Here is a 17,435-nt window from a genome sequence, read left to right on the forward strand (position 1 = left end):
GACCGGTTGATCCCCCTGCGATGACAGGGGATAAGCGCGGCGAACCCATCCAGCCCCCGGCGAAGGGACAAATGTCTCTCTATGAACGCGGCGTCCGCGCGGCCCATCGGGGCTACAAGCTGACGCTGTCCCCCCTGATCGGCCAGCAGTGCCGGTTCCTGCCGACCTGTTCGGACTATGGGCGCGACGCCCTGATCCAGCACGGACCGGTCAAGGGGGGATGGCTCACCGTGCGCCGTCTCTGTAAATGCCATCCCTTCGGCGGTTCGGGCTATGACCCGGTCCCGCCCCTGAAGACCGACGAAAAAGAACAGTCATGATCGATCTGAAATTCCCCGACGGCGCGGTGCGTCAGTATCCGGCCGGTTCGACGGCGCGCGACGTGGCGACCTCGATCTCGCCGTCCCTGGCCAAGAAGGCCGTGCTGGCCGAGCTGAACGGCGAGCAGCGCGACATGGGTCGGGTGCTGGAAACGGGAGGCGACTTCCGCCTGATCATGCGCGACGACCCCGCCGCCCTCTATACGATCCGCCACGACACGGCCCACGTCCTGGCCGAGGCGGTCCAGACCCTGTTCCCCGGAACCCAGGTCACGATCGGCCCGGCCATCGAGGACGGCTTCTACTATGACTTCTTCCGCGACGAGCCCTTCTCGACCGACGACTTCGCCGCCATCGAAAAGGAGATGGGTCGGATCGTCGATCGCGACGCCAAGTTCGAGCGCGAGGTCTGGGACCGCGACGAGGCCATCGTCTTCTTCGAAGCGCGCGGCGAGAAGTTCAAGGCCGAGCTGATCCGCGACCTGCCCGAGAACGAGACCATCACCCTGTACAAGCAGGGCGACTGGATCGACCTGTGCCGGGGCCCGCACTTCCCCTCGACGCGCCATGTCGGCAAGGCGTTCAAACTGACCAAACTGGCCGGCGCCTATTGGCGCGGCGATTCCAAGCGCGAACAGCTGCAGCGCATCTACGGCACCGCCTGGGCGACCAAGGAGGATCTGGACGCCTATCTCCAACGTCTGGAAGAGGCCGAGAAGCGCGACCACCGCAAGGTCGGCAAGGCGATGGAGCTCTTCCACATGCAGGAAGAGGGCCGGGGCATGGTCTTCTGGCATCCCAAGGGCTGGATCCTGTGGCGGGTCCTCGAGGCCTATATGCGCCGCCGCCTGGACGCCGCCGGCTATGTCGAGGTCAAGACGCCCCAGGTGCTGGACCGCAAATTCTGGGAACAGAGCGGCCACTGGGACAAGTACCGCCCCAATATGTTCGTCTGCGAGACGGTCGAGGGCGAGACCCTGTCGCTCAAGCCGATGAACTGCCCCGGCCACGTCCAGATCTTCGACCAGGGCCAGCGGTCGTACCGCGAACTGCCGCTGCGCATGGCCGAGTTCGGCGCCTGCCACCGCTATGAGCCGTCGGGCTCGCTGCACGGCCTGATGCGGGTGCGCGGCTTCACCCAGGACGACGCCCACATCTTCTGCCGCGAGGACCAGATCGTCGAGGAGACGGCTGAGTTCATCAAACTGGCCCGCAGCGTCCACGCCGACCTGGGGATGGAGACGGCCTATATCAGCCTGGGCACCCGGCCCGAGAACCGCGCCGGTTCGGACGAGTTCTGGGACAAGGCCGAGGCCCTGATGGCCGAAGCCGCCCGCGCCGCCGGGACCGAGCCGGTCGTGACCGAGGGCGACGGCGCCTTCTACGCGCCCAAGCTGGACTTCATCGTCAAGGACGCCATCGGCCGCGAATGGACCTGCGGCACGATCCAGCTGGACTATGTCCTGCCCGAACGCCTGGACGCGACCTACATCGCCGAGGATGGCCAGAAGCACCGGCCGGTCATGCTGCACCGGGCGATTCTGGGCAGCTTCGAACGGTTCATCGGCATCATGATCGAGAACTACGCCGGCGCCTTCCCCCTGTGGCTGGCGCCGGTCCAGGCGGTGGTGGCCACCATTACCTCGGACGCCGACGACTACGCCCGCGACGTCATGGCCCGGTTCAAGGCCGCCGGCCTGCGCACCGAGATCGACCTGCGCAACGAGAAGGTCGGCTACAAGGTCCGCGAACACTCGGTCGGCAAGGTCCCGGTCATCGCCGTCGTCGGCCGCCAGGAAGCCGAGCAGGGCATGGTCGCCATCCGCCGCCTGGGCTCCCAGGCCCAGACGGTGGTCACGGTCGAGGAAGCCATCCGCATCCTGACCGACGAGGCCACGCCGCCGGATTTAAAGGATGGTCGTGATGTTCCGCTGTCTTGAGATGAAGACTTAATAGACTGCACAGTCGATGACGGAACTTTTTCGAAGCGATAACGTCGTGGCGCGCGCCGTTGCTTGCGAGGATGTATCACGCTGGGTTGTTACGTTTGACAACTATAGTATCGGCCACGGATTTGACCGCGAAGGGTTCGCAGAATCATATCTTCGAGCGCAAGGCATATCCGCCATTCACATAATGGGCAAACGCGAAGACTGGTATCAGTATCCCGATATGCCCGACGTACTCGGCGCCGTTCGGGCGGTAATTGGAGGCGCGTCACGAAGCATCACCTACGGATCTTCCATGGGCGGCTATGCCGCGCTTCGGTTTGCAGACGCACTTGGCGTAGATGCGGCTTTGGCCTTGTCTCCTCAGTATTCGATTAATCCGGCGCGAGCACCCTTTGAGAAGAGATGGCTGCAGGACGCCGAGCGCATATCGTGGCGTCGCGACGGTGAACCACCGCTTCCACGACGAGCCCGAGCCGTAGTGGTGTTCGATCCGGCCTCGCTCGACCGCTTGCACGTCGAGTGCATCGCCGCAGAAACTGAGATCGTCGCTATTCCAATTCGATACTCAAGCCACCCATCCACCTCCATGCTGGCGGAACTGCAGATGCTTTCGCCGTTGGTGAGGGATGTTCTCGCGGGGATCGAGGATGCCGCCCTGTATCGACGAACAGCCAAATCGCGCAGGGCCGAGAGCGTCACCTATCTGACGACCGTGTCTGAGGCAGTGGCCGCGCGACGGCCCCGCTGGGCGCTAAGCTTGTCAGAACGCGCAGTAGAGGTTCAGCCTATGCACGTTGGCGCGCTTCAGTCTCTTGCTAAGAATCTTCACGCTCAAGGCCGCCATGACGAAGCATTGACAGCGCACCAAAAGGCGCAGGACCTGTCAGGTGGCGATGTCACGATATCAGTGCCTTATGCCAGCATGTTGTCAGAGCTGGGTCAACACGACAGCGCCTTGGCGCTGGCGCGGGAGGTTGTTTCCAAGCCTGACGCCCGCACCATGGCGCCCGTGCATGCGTGGCATGGGCATATCGCCTATCAGGCAGGAGAGAAGACAGAGGCCCTAAGGGCGGTAAGCAAGGCTGTCGCTCTTCATCCTACGGAGCCAGCATACCTAGAACGGCTGAATAAATATCGAAATGAAGTTTCACGCAGTCGCAGGATACGATTAGTCCTGCTGCGGATTCGTGCATCCGCCCTTGCGTATCTGAACCGTTTCACGCGTTGAGCGCGATTTCGGACACAGGAACATTCGCCGATCTGATCGCTTGTGGTGGGGTGCGCCCCCGCGCCCCATAACCATTTGTGAGACACGACCATGGCCGAGAAAACCCTCGACACCCTGTTCCACGACACCCTCAAGGACATCTATTACGCCGAGCGCAAGATCCTGAAGTCCCTGCCCAAGATGGCTCGCGCCGCTCAGTCGCCCGAGCTGAAGGCGGCCTTTGAAAAGCACAAGGACCAGACCGAAGGTCAGATCGAACGCCTGCAGCAGGTGTTCGAGATCATCGGCAAGGCCCCGCGCGGCAAGACCTGCGACGCCATCGAGGGCATCCTGGCCGAGGGCGACGAGATCATGGAAGAATACAAGGACAACCCCGCCCTCGACGCCGGCCTGCTGGCCGCCGCCCAGGCGGTCGAACACTATGAGATCACCCGCTACGGCACCCTGAAGCGCTGGGCCCTGGTGCTGGGCATGAAGGACGCCGCCGCCCTGCTGGACGAGACCCTGCAGGAAGAATCCCAGACCGACGAAGACCTGACCGGCATCGCCGACGCCGCCGTCAACAAGGACGCGATGAAGTCCGCCGCCTGATCTTGTCGGCCGGATAGACAACGGAGGCGGCCGCGCGGTCGCCTCCGTTTTCGCATCTGATCAGTCGCGCAGCAGCTCGTTGACCCCGGTCTTGGCCCGCGTCTGGGCGTCCACTCGCTTGACGATGACGGCGCAGTACAGCGACGGCCCCCCCTTGGGATCCGGCAGAGCGCCCGGCACCACGACCGAATAGGCCGGCACCTCGCCCCGGAAAACCTCGCCCGTGGCGCGATCGATAATCTTGGTCGAGCCCGACAGATAGACGCCCATGGCCAGGACCGCGCCCTCGCGCACGATCACGCCTTCGGCCACCTCGGCGCGGGCGCCGATGAAACAGCCGTCCTCGATAATGGTCGGATTGGCCTGGAGCGGCTCCAGCACCCCGCCGATGCCCGCCCCGCCCGACAGGTGCACGTTCTTGCCGATCTGGGCGCAGGATCCGACCGTGGCCCAGGCGTCGACCATCGAGCCTTCATCAACGAAAGCGCCGATGTTCACGAAGGACGGCATCAGCACGACATTCTTGGCGATGTAAGCGCCTTGGCGAACAATGGCGCCGGGCACCGAGCGGAAGCCGGCGGCCTGATAGTCGGCGGCGGCCCAGTCGCCGAACTTGTTGGGCACCTTGTCCCAGTAGGGACCGACGCCCGGCGCATGGCTGGTCGGGCCGCGGTCGCCGGCGCGCATGATCTGGTTGTCGTTCAGGCGGAAGGACAGCAGCACCGCCTTCTTCAGCCATTGATGCGTGGTCCAGACCCCGTCTTCCCCGCGCGAGGCGACGCGCGCCTGGCCGGCGTCCAGCAGGGCCAGGGCGGTCTCCACGGCGTCGCGCACATCGCCATGGGTGGCGGCCGAGACGTCTGCGCGCTCTTCCCAGGCGGCCTCGATGACGGATTCGAGATGCGACAGGTCGGTCATGCGGCTTCGTCCTTGAAGGTCAGGGCGTTGAGGAAGTCGAGAAGATCGGGGGCGATCCAGTCAATATGGTCCCCCAGGGGTTTGCCGTGGCCGTCGCCGATCAGGACGGTCGCCATACCTAAAGCCTTGGCCGGCTCCAGGTTCTTGGGCGTATCCTCGAAGAAGGCGGCGCAACGGGGTTCGAAATCGAACCGCTCGATCATGCGACGAAAGGCCGATGGGGCCGGCTTGGGCGTCAGATCGCCGTCCTCGATGGCGAACACCCCCTCAAAACAGTCGGCGACGCCGATCCGGTCCAGCACCCGGTGCGCATACTCCCGCGCGCCGTTGGTGAAGACGAAACAGCGTCCCGGCAGTGTCTTCAGACGCTCGGCCAAGCGCGGATTGGGCTCCACCCCGTCCAGCGGCACGTCGTGGACCACGTTCAGGAAGTCCTCGGGATCGATGGTGTAGTTGGCCATCAGCCCGGCCAGAGTGGTGCCGTGTTCATCCAGAAACTGCCGTTGCAGGACCCGCGCCTCCTGCGGCGCCAGGCCGACCGCCTCGACCACATAGGCGTTGATCCGCGCCTGAACCAAGGACATCAGCCCCTGTTCGCGCGGATACAGGGTGTCATCCATGTCGAACACCCAGGCGTTGACGTGCGAAAGGTCGATCAAGACGCCTTCACCAGGGTGCCGGCGCCGAACTCGGTGAACAACTCCACCAGCATGGCGTGGGGCCGACGGCCGTCCAGAATGACCACGGCCTCGACCCCGGCGCGCACGGCCGCCATGGCCGTCTCCAGCTTGGGGATCATGCCGCCCGAGGCCACGCCGGTGTCGATCAGGCCTTGCGCCTCTTCCAGCGTCATCTGGCGGATGATGTCGCCATCAGCGCCCTTGACCCCCGGCACGTCGGTCAGCAGCAGCATCCGCTTGGCGCCCAGGGATCCGGCGATGGCCCCCGCGACGGTATCGGCGTTGACGTTATAGGTCTGGCCGTCTTCGGCCACCCCGATCGGCGCGATGACCGGCACCCAGTCCTCGGTCTCCGAGGCGATCAGCCCCTTGATCAGCTTGGGGTCCACCTTGGTCGGTTCGCCGACATAGCCCAGGTCGACCTCGTGCTCGATCATGCTGTCCGGGTCGCGTTTGGTCCGGCGGGTCTTCTCGACCGTCAGCAGGCCGGCGTCCTTGCCCGACAGGCCGACGCCCCGCACATCCGCCTCCTTGCCCGCCATGGTGATCCAGTGGGCGATCTCTTTATTCACCGCCCCTGACAGGACCATCTCGGCTACTTCCATCGTCGCCGGATCCGTTACCCGCAAGCCGTCGACAAAGCTGGACTTCACCCCCGCCTTCTCCAGCATGGCGCTGATCTGCGGCCCGCCGCCGTGCACCACGACCGGGTTCACCCCCATCAGCTTGAGCAGCACCACATCGGCCGCGAATTGACGCGCCACGGCGCTCTCTCCCATGGCGTGGCCGCCATATTTGATGACCACGGTCTCACGGTCATAAACCTGGATATACGGCAGGGCCTCGGCGAGCGTCTTCGCCGTCTCCCAGCTGCGTTCCTCGGACTGGCGTTCTGTTTCGTTCATCACCGGCGCGAGATAGCGGGGGCGGGGCGGGGAGTCACCACCAAACCTTGTTTCAGCGCGGCGCGTCGGCAAACAGGTTGCTCGCGGCGTCGAACATCCACCGGATTTCGTCAAGACGGTCTCGCGCACCGGGGCCTTCTCCGTCTGTTGCGAAGCCAGCGAGTACGTCGTGTACATCTGAAGCCCAGGGGGCGATCTCGGATCGGCTCGCGATGTGACGGCGCAGATCGCCAGACAGGAAGTCATCCACTGCCGCCGATCGGGCGGTGTCTTCGACGGCGAGGGCTAGTCCAAGCGTTTGATTTGCCATGGACGCTGCGGTCCGCCAGTTTGACAGGAACCCGTTCCAATCCAAAAACAACCGAGGAAGGCCACGACTGGCCCGCTCGGCGTCCAATACGTGGCGTAGCCATAATCGCAGCGCTTCCGCCTGTCCCATGTCGTTGCGGACGGTGAGTGAGGCGGCGACCTCAGCCGGCGCACGCAAGGGCGACAGGATCACTGTTCGATATCCGGCCTCGTCCAGCACCCCCTCCCACAAGGGGAAAAACCGACAAATACGTGGATCCTTGAGAACGATTAGCGACGCATTGCCGAACTCTGAGTCAAGTAATCGCCGGGCCTCATCCCGGAACTCTGGTCGCGCCTCCAGAACGGCCGACAGGTTGAATGGCCGCCAATCCCGCCAATTTGAACCGCCCGCCTCAAGCAGTCGGTCGTGAAACTCCATCAGGACCAGACTTTCCCAGAAGCCTCGAGGGTTGTCGTCGGCAGCCGGCATCAGGGTGCGCGGCGGCGCCCCTCCAAGCAAAGTCATCGCCCCCGCTACGGAGGACGTGCCGCTTCTGTGCATGCCAAGAACGATAAGAGCCGTGCGATCAGACATCAAACGGGGTCCCGCCAAAACCTAACCATCAGCCTTGCCGAGCTCGTTCGATGATCTCATTCACACGGAGCTCGAATTCATGGCTTGAAACGCAGGCTCGGAAAACAAAGCTGTTAGAGGTGCGGTGTAGGTGTAAAATCTATAATAGTCCGGTCATATCAAACATAAATCCTGCCATGAATGGGCCGGGTATCGTGGATTGCCACTTTTCCTTGTATTCGGACGCCTCTATTATATCGAGTATATAGAACTCAATCTTCTCATCATCGGTCTCGAAAGACTTGTCGAGATCTGGTGCGTCTATATCAGGCCATCGTCCAAACAAGGTTTGGTAAGCGGCCTCAATGAACTGTCGTGCGCCGTGGCGGCGATAATGATTGAGTGCAAAAGGCATCAACTGATCGATCCCCGGACAGCAGTCCGGCTCTCGCACCATCGCCGCCAGGTCATCAGCGGAAAGCTGGACTGCCGATGGAGTCGTCGCGCTAAGCCTGTCGATTGACAACGTCGCCAAGATTTCGTCCGACACGCCGCAGCGCAATTTGACATCATCGCTGATGGCAAAAGCTTGGCGCAGACCGTGAAGTTCGAAGCCGCACCACCCCATCCGCAAACCGGAGGCCGAAGCTGATGCAGAATAGCCTGTCGCACGGGCGAAGGCGATCGGCGTCTCATCGGCAGTCAGTTTGACCAAGGCGGGTGCGGCGCCGCTCGGAGCCGCGTAGCCTCTTAAACACTCGTTTTTCGCATCTTCCAGAGCGAAGGCGGCGATGGTCGAATAGGCGTATGACATCTACTGCTCCTTCATCCAGCGTGCGATTTCCTCGTAGCAGGCGTCCCATTTGTGCGGCGCCGCACGGTCCATGATGTCGGACAGCGACTGTCCTTTTGACCGCGTTTGGGCCGCGCGCAGTTCGGCGACTCTCATCGCTTGAACGAATTCAGGCATTTCGCTGGGGTCGAAGAAGACGCATTGTTCTGGGAAGACCTCCGGAATGCTCGAGCTATTGGAGCAGGCGGTGATCTTTCCCAAAGCCCCGGCTTCCAGAACGGGCAATCCGAAACCCTCGAAGAATGAGGGGTAGATGCAGAAGGCGCTATTCAGCATCAGCGCTGTCCTTTCCGCGTTGGAAAGGTAGCCAGTGAAGTAAATGCGATCGTCGGAAACGCCAACGCTATTCAACTTTTCAAGAAGTCGAACCTTCTCGTCCAGCCATCCGTCGCGTCCGATGAAGACAATGCGGTATTGATGTGCAAAGCCGGGGTTCTGTGCAAGGTAGTCAAATATCAACCCGCCGTTCTTTCGAGGTTCAAGCGTCCCGATCACGGCCACATAGGGTTCGGCCTGCAAGCCCGACCGGACCTGTAGCAAACCTGCACTGAGTTCGGCTGGGTCAAACTCGGCGCCTAGCCGAACTACAGACATTTCCGATTTTGGCTTGCCGAAATAGGCATGAACATCTGTCAGAGTTGCGTCGGATACACAGAAAATATGATCCGACGTGGCCACGTCTTCACGGATACGATTGGCGAAATGGAAGATGTTGTCAGCGTTATGAAATTCTGGCGTCAGTATGGGGCTGAGGTCGTGAACAATGATCGCTTCCTTGCCGAAATAGCCTCGTACCGGCTTGATGTTCGGAAATAGCGCAATCATTTCGCGGGCTTCATTCGATGGTATCGACGCACCATTCCAAGCGGCAGAGGCCAGGCTGGGCAGCCCTCCTACACCCGAATGTTGGGCAAGAAGGCGCGCGACGACATCGCGCCCGACAGGGATGGTCTCGTATGCGAACGTCCAGTTGATCGTCTGATCCGTCATTGCGCGTTCGGCGATGGCGGCGACGACGTTGGGAATGCCCGTCCAAGTGTTTTCGAACAGGGCGCTGATATCCAGTACCGCCTTTGTCACGAGGCATCTCCTGACTGTAGTTTTTCAACCAGCCCACGGAAGCGAGCCGCGAAATTCTCCAAGCCAAACTGAGATCTTACTTCCTCCCAGGCCGCCGCAGATTTGTGAGCATAGGCCGGCCGGGGCAGATGGCTGGACGTCGCGAATGCGTCTCGAACGTCCGCCGCATCGACGTAGTATGTATCCACCCCATACATTTGGTAGCGTGACGATAGACGAATATCGAAAGGACGCCTGGTCGAGGGGATCACGACCGCATCATTGTCGGAGATGTAGTCGCGCATCGCGGTGTGATCGACCGATATGGGAGGGACGCCGCGCGCCATCGCCTCCAGCAAAGGGAGATTTTGTCCCTCTGCATGTGATGTGCAGACGTAGAAGGCGGCGGCGTCGAAGAGATGATTGAGCTCGTCTCTTGTCAGCACATTATCGGTGATCCAGACACGGTCGCTGACCATCGGCCGGATCATTCGCCCCGCCTCAGCGATCTGCTCTTCCAGAAGAATGCGGTTCGCCAGCCGCTTGCCCCTATGCGGCGTCGACATCTTCAGCAGCAGAATGGCGTTGGGCTCCTGTTCCGCAAATCGCAGGAAGCCCTCCAACATCGGCTCAATCTGTTTGCGGTAATCGTGGACATTGAAGACGCTGAGATAAATCCTCGGGGTTTCCAAGCCCAGAGAAGCGAGTACGGACGCGAGCGTTGACCCCCGTGAGCGAGCGCCGTCGTCCATCGTATTTTGGACGCGTGGCAGGATCGATAGCGGCTCCCAGTTTACGGCGCTCAGCTGGCGAGCGCTCCGCGCAATCTCGTGCTCAGTCGGCAGCCCCTCTCTCGGACGCCGCGAATGACCGCGAAGGATAGGCGCCGCAATCCGACTCACAGGGCGATCCACGGCAGCCTTTACAGCCTCCGCGCCATGATTGGAGGGAATCCACAGCTCGTCAGGAATGTTTAACATTGTGGTTTGATCGGAGAAGGCGTGGTGGCTGAAGCGCTCCTCCGAGCCTCGTAGACGGTCGAACTCCCACGCAAAGCAATTGATGTTGTAGGCGCCCTTCAAGACCCGCAGCCGTTCCGGTGGATAGAAGCCGATATGGATATTGACTGCGGCTGCAGACCGTTTCCGGATGTCAGACACATATTCGGGCTTCGCGATCACCGTGTAGTCAATATCAAGCTCCTCCAAGGCCTGAATGAAGCCTCTCATCGCGAAGGAATAGGAATAGTCCGCCTGTCCAAGCCCCGCAGCAGCCGCTTCGCGTTGACCTTCGGACACCAGGGAACTCGGCGCGGAAAGAAATACGCGAAGCGCCGTTCTCTCCTCCCCGACGCCCCAGAAAACGGTCGTGTTGTCGACCTTCTTGAGCAAACGTAGATCGAACTCGATCTCGTCGCTCAGGGGATGACCCATGTCGCGCGCCTGAACGAGTAGTTGGGCCGTCTCATCAAGACGCCCGCTCACTTTTGCCAGATGCGCGAGGTGCAGAATGATATCGGCGTCATCCGCCTTGATCGCCAGAGCTTTGCGATAAGCTTCCTCCGCCTTGGCGTAGAAGCCCGCCTCCTTCAAAGCATGACCGTACTGGACCCAGGCCCCGCGTCGGCCCGGCTCAAGCTTACAGATCCGTCTGCGCCAATAGGCGTCCCGCGCCCAATCACGTTGCGCCCGAGCCATGTCCGCGCGCTTTCTAAGCTCTGCTGGGCTTTCGCCGCGCAGAGCCCCGCCGAAGGCGTTAAGCCCTTTACGGAGCGATCGACCCACTGAAGGCGCACGACTCATATGAACTCCCTGCATTTCGTGCCGTGGAATATGCACCGCTGATGACAATTTGCCCGCGGAGGAAACTCGAACGGACGAAAATACGAAATTCACCGACGGCTCACGTCGTCCCAGCATCTATGGGTTGATGTGGCAATAGGGGGCGGCCTATCCAGTTGCAATCCTATTGCAGCGATCAATGAACGCGCTCCGAGCGCCCAGGTTCGAAATGGAAACGCCCTTGATCTTTGAGCCGGGAATTCAAACGGAAGCGGAGATTGGCTGGACGCCGGAGGACGTGTTGCGCCTCTATCACCTGGCGCTTGATCGAGGTGTCGAGTCCCAGGACATCCTAGACGAAATGGCGGGATGGGAATCGCGCCACAGGATCGGCTCCTTTTTCCATTCGCCAGAGTTCAAAGACACCGTAGGGGCACGGTTGCTGGCGGGAGAACGGCCGCGCGACTCTCTTGCGCCCAAAGCCGAACTTACGGCCTGGGCGGCCAGAATGATGCCGCTCTCCGATCAGGGGCGTCAACGGGTGGCCGCAGTACGGTCATGGTCCGCGCTTTACCACGCTCTGGCCGCTGACGAGGTCTTCCGCGGCTATTTGGAACCAGACAGCCCGCTGACCGAGCCAAAGGCCTTTGCCACCCTCACCGCCGCAGCCCAGGTCGAAGGGCGGCTGGAGGAAGCGGCGGCGCGCTACGTCAGGGGGTGGGCCGTCTCGCCGGATGCGCCGGACGCCGCGCTTGCCGTTGAGGTTTGGATAAACGGCGCCTTTTGCTCCGCCGGCGTTACGGAACGATTTCGCCGAGACATTCAAGATGCATTCGGAGGAGGCGGCCGGGCCGGCTTTGAGATCGACATCCCGGCGGCGGCGGGCGTCCGCTTCCCTCGGATGGAGATCGAAGTTCGCGTGGCGACAAGTCAGTTCGTTCTGGGACGGGCGACCGTCGCCTCACAGCCGCCAGGGCCGGATATTCTCTCGGATGTGCGCAATGATATGGCCGAGGCTCGACGCCTTCTTGCCCGGCTCGAGGACCGGCTTCCTGGATTGGAGAATGCGCTTTCGGTCCCGCTGTCCGACTATGATGGATACAGCCGCGCCTGGCGTGAATCCGGACCTGAGCCGGAGCCGTGTGATCTTGGCATCGACGTCGTTCTGGACATCGGGGCGGGGGCGTTCCGGGATGTCGAGTTGTCCGCGCGCGCCGTCTCGGCTCAGACCCATGGAGCGAAATCCCTGATACTTGTCGCTAATGCCGAGCGGTTGGCTTTGGCTGGTGATCTGTGCCGGCGGCTGGGCTGGACTGCACCCGGCACGCCGACCTTCTGCGTCGCGAGCGAAGATCGAAACCCGGTCGTGCGTTTTGAGGCGGGACTGGCCGCGGCCGGTGGCGAAGCGGTTCTGGGTCTTACCCCTGACGTCGTCTTGGAGCGCTACGCGCTGGCCCGTATCGCGCGACGTTTCGCCGACGACTCCTCTTTGGAAGCCGTCTATTTCGATGAAGACGTCTTCGACCCGCAAGACCTGGACGCTGATCCCGACGCCCGGCGCCGCACCGCACCGCGCCTCAAGCCCGAATTCGATCCGGACTATCTCTTGCAGACCCCTTATGTCGGCGAGCTTGTCGCCTGGCGTCGAAGTCGATTGGAGACTTCAAGTCTCAGGCCTGAGGCCGTTCCTCATGCGGCCTGTGAGGCTCTGTTGCGTCTTCAACCCGATCAGATCGGCCATATCGGCCGGGTTCTGGCCAGCCGCACCGCGCCGGAACAATGGGATGCGGGTGTTTGGCGCGATCAGGCGACGCTTAGGGTCGCTGAGACAGGCCTGGCCGGCGCCGTCGAACCCCGTGCGGACATTCTGGGGGCGCCGGTCGAGGCGTTGCGCATCCGGCGCAAACCGCCTGCGGCTTCGGCCTGCGTCATCATTCCCACCCGCGACGGGCTGGATATGCTGCAGCCCTGTATCGACAGCCTCCTGGACCGAAGGGAAGACAATCTCACTCCGTTCGAAATCCTGATCATCGACCACCAGAGCCGCGAGCCCGCGGTGCAGGACTATTTGTCGACCCTGGCCGCTCAGGGTTTGGCGCGGATTCTCACCTACGAGGGGGCGTTCAACTGGGCCCTGATGAACAATCTTGCCGCCGCCGAGACCGGGGCCGAGGTCTTGGTGTTTTTGAACAACGACACCTTGGCGCTGTCGCGCGACTGGCTGGACGAGTTGACGGCCCAGGCCCTGCGTCCCGAGATCGGCCCGGTCGGGTGCCGGCTGATCTATGGCGACGGAACAATTCAGCATGCCGGATTCGTCAATCGCGAGACCGCCTCGACCTTCCTGTCCCATGAGGGCGTAGGGGACGATGGCGGAGATCCCGGCTATCTGGGCCGTTACGCCCTGACGCATGCGACGGCCGCCGTCACCGGCGCCTGTATGGCGGTGCGAGCCGAGCTGTTTCGCCGTTTGGGCGGCTTCGACCCGGCCTTCCCCGTCGAAGGCAACGACGTGGATCTATGCCTGCGCGCCAGGGCCGAAGGCTTGACCGTGCTCTACACGCCGGACGCCACCTTCTATCATCTGGAGTCCAAGACCCGGGGCTTCAACCACGATCTCGAGCGTCAGTCCGTGGCCGAAGCCGCTTCACGGATCATATGGCGTCGATGGGGCGCGCGGTTCGGCCGCGACCCAGGCTTTAACGCCCATTTCGATCGCATGAGCCGCCCCTTCGCCCGCCTCCGTCCGCCCCCGCCCTGGGCGGGCTGACACCCAGGCCTAGGCCTCGTGTCCCACCGGCCTGCCGCGATAGCGCAACAACAGGGGCACGGTCAGGGTCATCTCATGGCTGACGCCATGTTCCCACAGCCCGTCCTCGCCCCAGCAGTCGCCGTGGTCGGCGCAGATCAGGATGGTCGCGTCCCGGAACCGGTCGAGAAGCCCGGCCAGGCGCGCATCGACGTATTCGACGCAGGCGGTCTGGCGGATGCGACAGTCCGCTGAACGATCGACCGTCTGGAACGGGACGCAGGGGTTGTCGTCCTCCGACCAGGGCGCGCCCTGATAGTGGTAGGGGACGTGGGTTTCCCCGATGTTCATGAAGACGAAGCCGGGCGCGTCGCCGGCCTGTTCCAACTGGGCCTCGACCCAGGCGATCTGGGCCTCGACGCCGTCGCGTCCGGCGAACCAGAAGGAGTCGAAGCCGTGGCGCAAGGTGGCCGACACCGGCGTGGCGGGATCGAACCAGCCCATGGCCGCCGTGCCGATGGTCCTCCAGCCGCCCTGACGGAAACCGTCCACGATATTGTCGCCGGCCACGGTGAAGCCGGGCGGCGCCACGCCGGGGTGGCCGGCGTAGCTGAGCCGGAAGAGGCGCGCCAGCTTGGGCGTCAGAAACGGCTGCGGCGCGCCCTCGACGCCCGGGGTGAAGCCGACGAACATAGCGGCGTGAGAGCCGTAGGTGAAATGCGACGGCGCCTGGGCCCGGTGCAGGGGGGCCAGGGCCTTCATGTGCGGCAGTCTGGCGGCGGAAAATGTGTCGTACCGGCAGGAATCCAGCGAAATGAACAGGATGCTGTCTGAATTCATGCCGTCTGCGGCCTTGCGAGATACGCGCCGGCGCGAGGCGCGACGCCCTTGAAATAGGGAGAGAACAATGGCCTAAACCAGCTCGCCATATCCCTGCCCGGCGTCGGCGGGCGGCGCAAGCGAGGGGCCTCGAAAATGAAAATCCTGTTCTGCATCCCCGCCTACGGCGGCAGCGTCCGGGCCGAGACCATGTTGTCCGTTTCGACGGGCGTGATTCAGCTGTCGAAGAATTTCCCCAGCGCCGAAATCCGGCTGTTCACCATCAACATGGCCGAGATTGCGCGGGTGCGGAACATCTTCGCCTCCATGCTCCTCGACGGCCACGACGCCATGTTTATGCTGGATTCAGACATGGGCGTGCCGGCCGACACCTTTTCGCGCCTGCTGTCTTCAGGGCATGAGGTCTGCGGCCTGACCTATCCGCGCCGCCAGATTGATCTAACGAAGTTTCACAAGCTGGCTCAGGAGGGGCATCCCCTCGAAAAATGCCAGACCGGCGCCCTCAGCTTCATCGCGGCGGGCGGCTTCGTCCACAACGAGGGGAAGATCGATATCCGAGAAGGCTATCTCGAGATGAACGAAATCCCCGGCGGTTGCATGCTTATTCGCAAATCGGCGGTCGAGCGCCTCTGGACAAAGTCGCCCAATTTGCGTCAAACTCAAAACATCAGCGATATGGAAGCTGACCTGGGATTGAAGAGGCTGATTCGCTGCTTCGACAACATCCAGGAGGGGGCGAACAAATACAGCGAAGACATCAGCTTCTGCCGCCACTACCGCAAGGTTGGCGGCAAGATCTTCGCCCTAATCGACGTCAGTGTCGCCCATTACGGCGACATGAAATATGAAGGTCGTTACTCCGACCTTCTTTTGGCGGGCGCCAAGTCCGCTTAGGTTGAGGCGTTTTAGCTGCCAAAAGACTCCCTGGCTGGGGAATTTGACTCTTGGCGGTCATGCAAATGTCAAATATTGACAAAGTGTTGACGCCGTGCCGACATCTTTTGTGGTTGACGACACGAGTAGGTGAACGGTAACACTCTTATGCCAGGGGAAGCAGGGTGGGCCGCACGGTCAATCTCTGTGACCATCCTACGCAGCTCCGTATGCAACCTCTAGGAACCTTTTGGGGACCCCAATGATCCGCAAGTCTCTCTACCTCGCCGCTTCGGCCGCCGTGCTTCTCACGGCCGCCCAGGCTCAAGCCGCTGACCTCGTCGGCACCGGCAATTTCCTCGGCGTCACCACCGTGACGGGCACCAGCACCGCTTATGAGCTGGCCGCCGAACTGACCTACTTCACCGCCTTCTCGTCGGCCACCGCCGCCGCCGCCACCCAGGGTGACGTTACCTTCGCGCTTCAGCCGGACGCCACCTTCACCACCGGCGAATCCCTGCTGCTGACGATCGACATGACCGGCGGCGTCTTCACCGGTTCGGGCCTCGAGATCGCCACCGGCACGGTGACCGGTTCGACCTGCATCGTCGACAGCGTCGTTCCCGTGACTGCGGCCGCCTCCGGTTCGTCCTCGGCCCAATATCTGGTGGCGCTGGACGGCGCCTGCGGTTCCGGCCAGGGCATCTTCATCGAAGCCCCGGTTCAGGTCACGGGCAACCTGACCATCGGCGCGATGCTGCAACAAAGCTTCGGCGGCCAACTGATCAACGTTGACAGCGGTCGCGTCGCGACTCGTTTCGTCACCGTGGCCCCGGCCTTCAGCGCCGAAATCGAAGCCTCGACCGCGACCGTCACCGCTCTGGTCGCCGAAGGCTACCGCGAGCTGAACGCCTCGCCCGCTCTGGTGGGCGCAGTTAACGTGGCTGTCGACACCGACGTCAACGTCGACATGAACGGCACCAACGCTGCTGCTGGCAACGTCGAGGGCGTGGTCCTGACCGCGACCGCTCTGACCGGCTCCTTCACCGGCTTCAACCTGTCCAGCGACGCAGAGGGCCTGTTCACCACCGGCACCGTTTCCGCTACGGTTGCGACCGTTCGCGTCGTCGACCTGGGCGCCTTCACCGGCACGGACGAAATCGACGTCGTTGACAACACCTCGACCGCCACGACCGCCGGCATCAACGCCGACGCCGTGATCCCGGCAACGACCATCTCGCTGACGGCCGCTGTCGATCTGGCCGACGGCCTGCGCGACTTCAGCGAAACCGGTTCGCTGGCTCCGGTCACGCGTGACGGCACCTCGTTCGTCGCTCCGTGGATCGCCCTGGGCGCCGCCTCGGCCAACTCGACCATCCGTCTGGCCAACAACGGTTCGACCGACACCGGCCCGATCCAAATGACGCTGAAGTCGAGCAACGGCACCGCCACCACGACCGAAACCGTCACGATCGACGCCGCTGACCTGGTCGCCGGTTCGCTGACGACCGCTGGCGGCATCCCCGCCGGTGGCGTGGTGTCCGTCTCGGGCGCCGCTCTGAAGACCGCCTTCGGCACCGACGCCGCCAACGGCGACCTGGAAGTGACGATCGAAGCTCAGCCGCAGTTCATCAGCGGCAAGGTTCGCGTGACCCAGGCTTCGGGCCAGATCTTCGAAACCTCGCTGGGCAACCTGTCCAACTAAGTCCAGTCTCACGACTGAACTGGGGAAAGGGAGGGCTTCGGCCCTCCCTTTTTCTTTGCCTGAGGCCCTGGCGAAGCCGGGGACAAGGGCGTGGCGCTCGGCTATAAGCTGGGGCC

Annotated in this window: 15 protein-coding genes; 7 read left to right on the plus strand and 8 right to left on the minus strand. The window is 62.6% G+C overall.

The genetic code is table 11. From position 1 onward, the window contains the following. Positions 1-71: 71 nt before the first annotated feature. The 4 genes from yidD (at position 72) to ACW170_RS04925 (ending at position 4,091) form a co-directional block, all read left to right on the plus strand. Complete coding sequence (gene yidD, locus ACW170_RS04910; protein ID WP_035305826.1) at positions 72-320, plus strand: membrane protein insertion efficiency factor YidD; 249 nt, start codon at positions 72-74, stop codon at positions 318-320. After that, the gene (thrS, locus tag ACW170_RS04915; RefSeq protein ID WP_492088552.1) at positions 317-2,260 is read left to right on the plus strand and encodes a threonine--tRNA ligase; all 1,944 of its coding nucleotides are present in this window, start codon (positions 317-319) and stop codon (positions 2,258-2,260) included. Before yidD ends, thrS begins: the two co-directional genes overlap by 4 nt. Before the next feature lie 58 nt (positions 2,261-2,318). Further along, complete coding sequence (locus tag ACW170_RS04920) at positions 2,319-3,500, plus strand: alpha/beta fold hydrolase (RefSeq protein ID WP_492088553.1); 1,182 nt, start codon at positions 2,319-2,321, stop codon at positions 3,498-3,500. A gap of 90 nt (positions 3,501-3,590) precedes the next feature. Next, positions 3,591-4,091 (plus strand): YciE/YciF ferroxidase family protein, encoded by a 501-nt coding sequence (locus ACW170_RS04925; protein ID WP_164952646.1) that lies wholly within the window; start codon positions 3,591-3,593, stop codon positions 4,089-4,091. Between the two features lie 60 nt (positions 4,092-4,151). Here ACW170_RS04925 and dapD read toward each other — a convergent pair whose 3' ends face one another. The 7 genes from dapD to ACW170_RS04960 all read right to left on the minus strand — a co-directional run bounded on the left by dapD (position 4,152) and on the right by ACW170_RS04960 (position 10,963). Then, a complete protein-coding gene (gene dapD, locus ACW170_RS04930) occupies positions 4,152-5,009 on the minus strand; it encodes a 2,3,4,5-tetrahydropyridine-2,6-dicarboxylate N-succinyltransferase (RefSeq protein WP_492088554.1) in 858 nt (285 codons plus the stop codon). Beyond that, positions 5,006-5,668, minus strand: a complete 663-nt coding sequence (locus ACW170_RS04935) for a pyrimidine 5'-nucleotidase (protein ID WP_492088555.1) — start codon at positions 5,666-5,668, stop codon at positions 5,006-5,008. Before ACW170_RS04935 ends, dapD begins: the two co-directional genes overlap by 4 nt. Continuing rightward, complete coding sequence (gene argB, locus ACW170_RS04940; protein ID WP_492088556.1) at positions 5,665-6,594, minus strand: acetylglutamate kinase; 930 nt, start codon at positions 6,592-6,594, stop codon at positions 5,665-5,667. The genes ACW170_RS04935 and argB overlap by 4 nt, the downstream gene beginning before the upstream one ends. Before the next feature lie 52 nt (positions 6,595-6,646). Beyond that, entirely contained in the window at positions 6,647-7,480 is an 834-nt protein-coding gene (locus ACW170_RS04945; RefSeq protein ID WP_492088557.1) for a sulfotransferase family protein, read from the minus strand. 139 nt (positions 7,481-7,619) lie between these two features. Continuing rightward, on the minus strand, positions 7,620-8,273 hold the full coding sequence (locus tag ACW170_RS04950) for a hypothetical protein (RefSeq protein ID WP_492088558.1): 654 nt from the start codon (positions 8,271-8,273) through the stop codon (positions 7,620-7,622). Then, positions 8,274-9,392, minus strand: a complete 1,119-nt coding sequence (locus ACW170_RS04955) for a glycosyltransferase family 4 protein (RefSeq protein WP_492088559.1) — start codon at positions 9,390-9,392, stop codon at positions 8,274-8,276. It abuts the gene before it with no gap. Continuing rightward, positions 9,389-10,963, minus strand: coding sequence for a glycosyltransferase (locus ACW170_RS04960; protein ID WP_492088560.1), 1,575 nt, complete (start codon positions 10,961-10,963; stop codon positions 9,389-9,391). The genes ACW170_RS04955 and ACW170_RS04960 overlap by 4 nt, the downstream gene beginning before the upstream one ends. Before the next feature lie 697 nt (positions 10,964-11,660). On the opposite strand from ACW170_RS04960, the gene ACW170_RS04965 reads away from it, so the two are divergent. Continuing rightward, on the plus strand, positions 11,661-13,922 hold the full coding sequence (locus tag ACW170_RS04965; protein WP_492088561.1) for a glycosyltransferase: 2,262 nt from the start codon (positions 11,661-11,663) through the stop codon (positions 13,920-13,922). Positions 13,923-13,931: 9 nt separating this feature from the next. Here ACW170_RS04965 and ACW170_RS04970 read toward each other — a convergent pair whose 3' ends face one another. Beyond that, entirely contained in the window at positions 13,932-14,741 is an 810-nt protein-coding gene (locus tag ACW170_RS04970; protein ID WP_492088562.1) for an alkaline phosphatase family protein, read from the minus strand. Between the two features lie 135 nt (positions 14,742-14,876). Between ACW170_RS04970 and ACW170_RS04975 the strand changes: the two genes are divergently transcribed. Both ACW170_RS04975 and ACW170_RS04980 read left to right on the plus strand, forming a co-directional pair. Continuing rightward, positions 14,877-15,635 carry a hypothetical protein gene (locus ACW170_RS04975; protein WP_492088563.1) on the plus strand — a complete coding sequence of 253 codons (759 nt, stop codon included), beginning with the start codon at positions 14,877-14,879 and terminating at the stop codon, positions 15,633-15,635. Positions 15,636-15,876: 241 nt separating this feature from the next. Beyond that, positions 15,877-17,319 carry a hypothetical protein gene (locus ACW170_RS04980; protein WP_492088564.1) on the plus strand — a complete coding sequence of 481 codons (1,443 nt, stop codon included), beginning with the start codon at positions 15,877-15,879 and terminating at the stop codon, positions 17,317-17,319. Positions 17,320-17,435 lie beyond the last annotated feature (116 nt).

The sequence above is a fragment of the Brevundimonas sp. FV2ps16 genome, from assembly GCF_058681075.1.

Bases quoted from the DNA above. Each gene is read 5' to 3' on its own strand.
- yidD (WP_035305826.1), top strand. From the start codon at position 72: ATGTCTCTCTATGAACGCGGCGTCCGCGCGGCCCATCGGGGCTACAAG.
- thrS (WP_492088552.1), top strand. From the start codon at position 317: ATGATCGATCTGAAATTCCCCGACGGCGCGGTGCGTCAGTATCCGGCC.
- ACW170_RS04925 (WP_164952646.1), top strand. From the start codon at position 3,591: ATGGCCGAGAAAACCCTCGACACCCTGTTCCACGACACCCTCAAGGAC.
- dapD (WP_492088554.1), bottom strand. From the start codon at position 5,009: ATGACCGACCTGTCGCATCTCGAATCCGTCATCGAGGCCGCCTGGGAA.
- argB (WP_492088556.1), bottom strand. From the start codon at position 6,594: ATGAACGAAACAGAACGCCAGTCCGAGGAACGCAGCTGGGAGACGGCG.
- ACW170_RS04945 (WP_492088557.1), bottom strand. From the start codon at position 7,480: ATGTCTGATCGCACGGCTCTTATCGTTCTTGGCATGCACAGAAGCGGC.
- ACW170_RS04950 (WP_492088558.1), bottom strand. From the start codon at position 8,273: ATGTCATACGCCTATTCGACCATCGCCGCCTTCGCTCTGGAAGATGCG.
- ACW170_RS04965 (WP_492088561.1), top strand. From the start codon at position 11,661: ATGATGCCGCTCTCCGATCAGGGGCGTCAACGGGTGGCCGCAGTACGG.
- ACW170_RS04970 (WP_492088562.1), bottom strand. From the start codon at position 14,741: ATGAATTCAGACAGCATCCTGTTCATTTCGCTGGATTCCTGCCGGTAC.
- ACW170_RS04975 (WP_492088563.1), top strand. From the start codon at position 14,877: ATGAAAATCCTGTTCTGCATCCCCGCCTACGGCGGCAGCGTCCGGGCC.
- ACW170_RS04980 (WP_492088564.1), top strand. From the start codon at position 15,877: ATGATCCGCAAGTCTCTCTACCTCGCCGCTTCGGCCGCCGTGCTTCTC.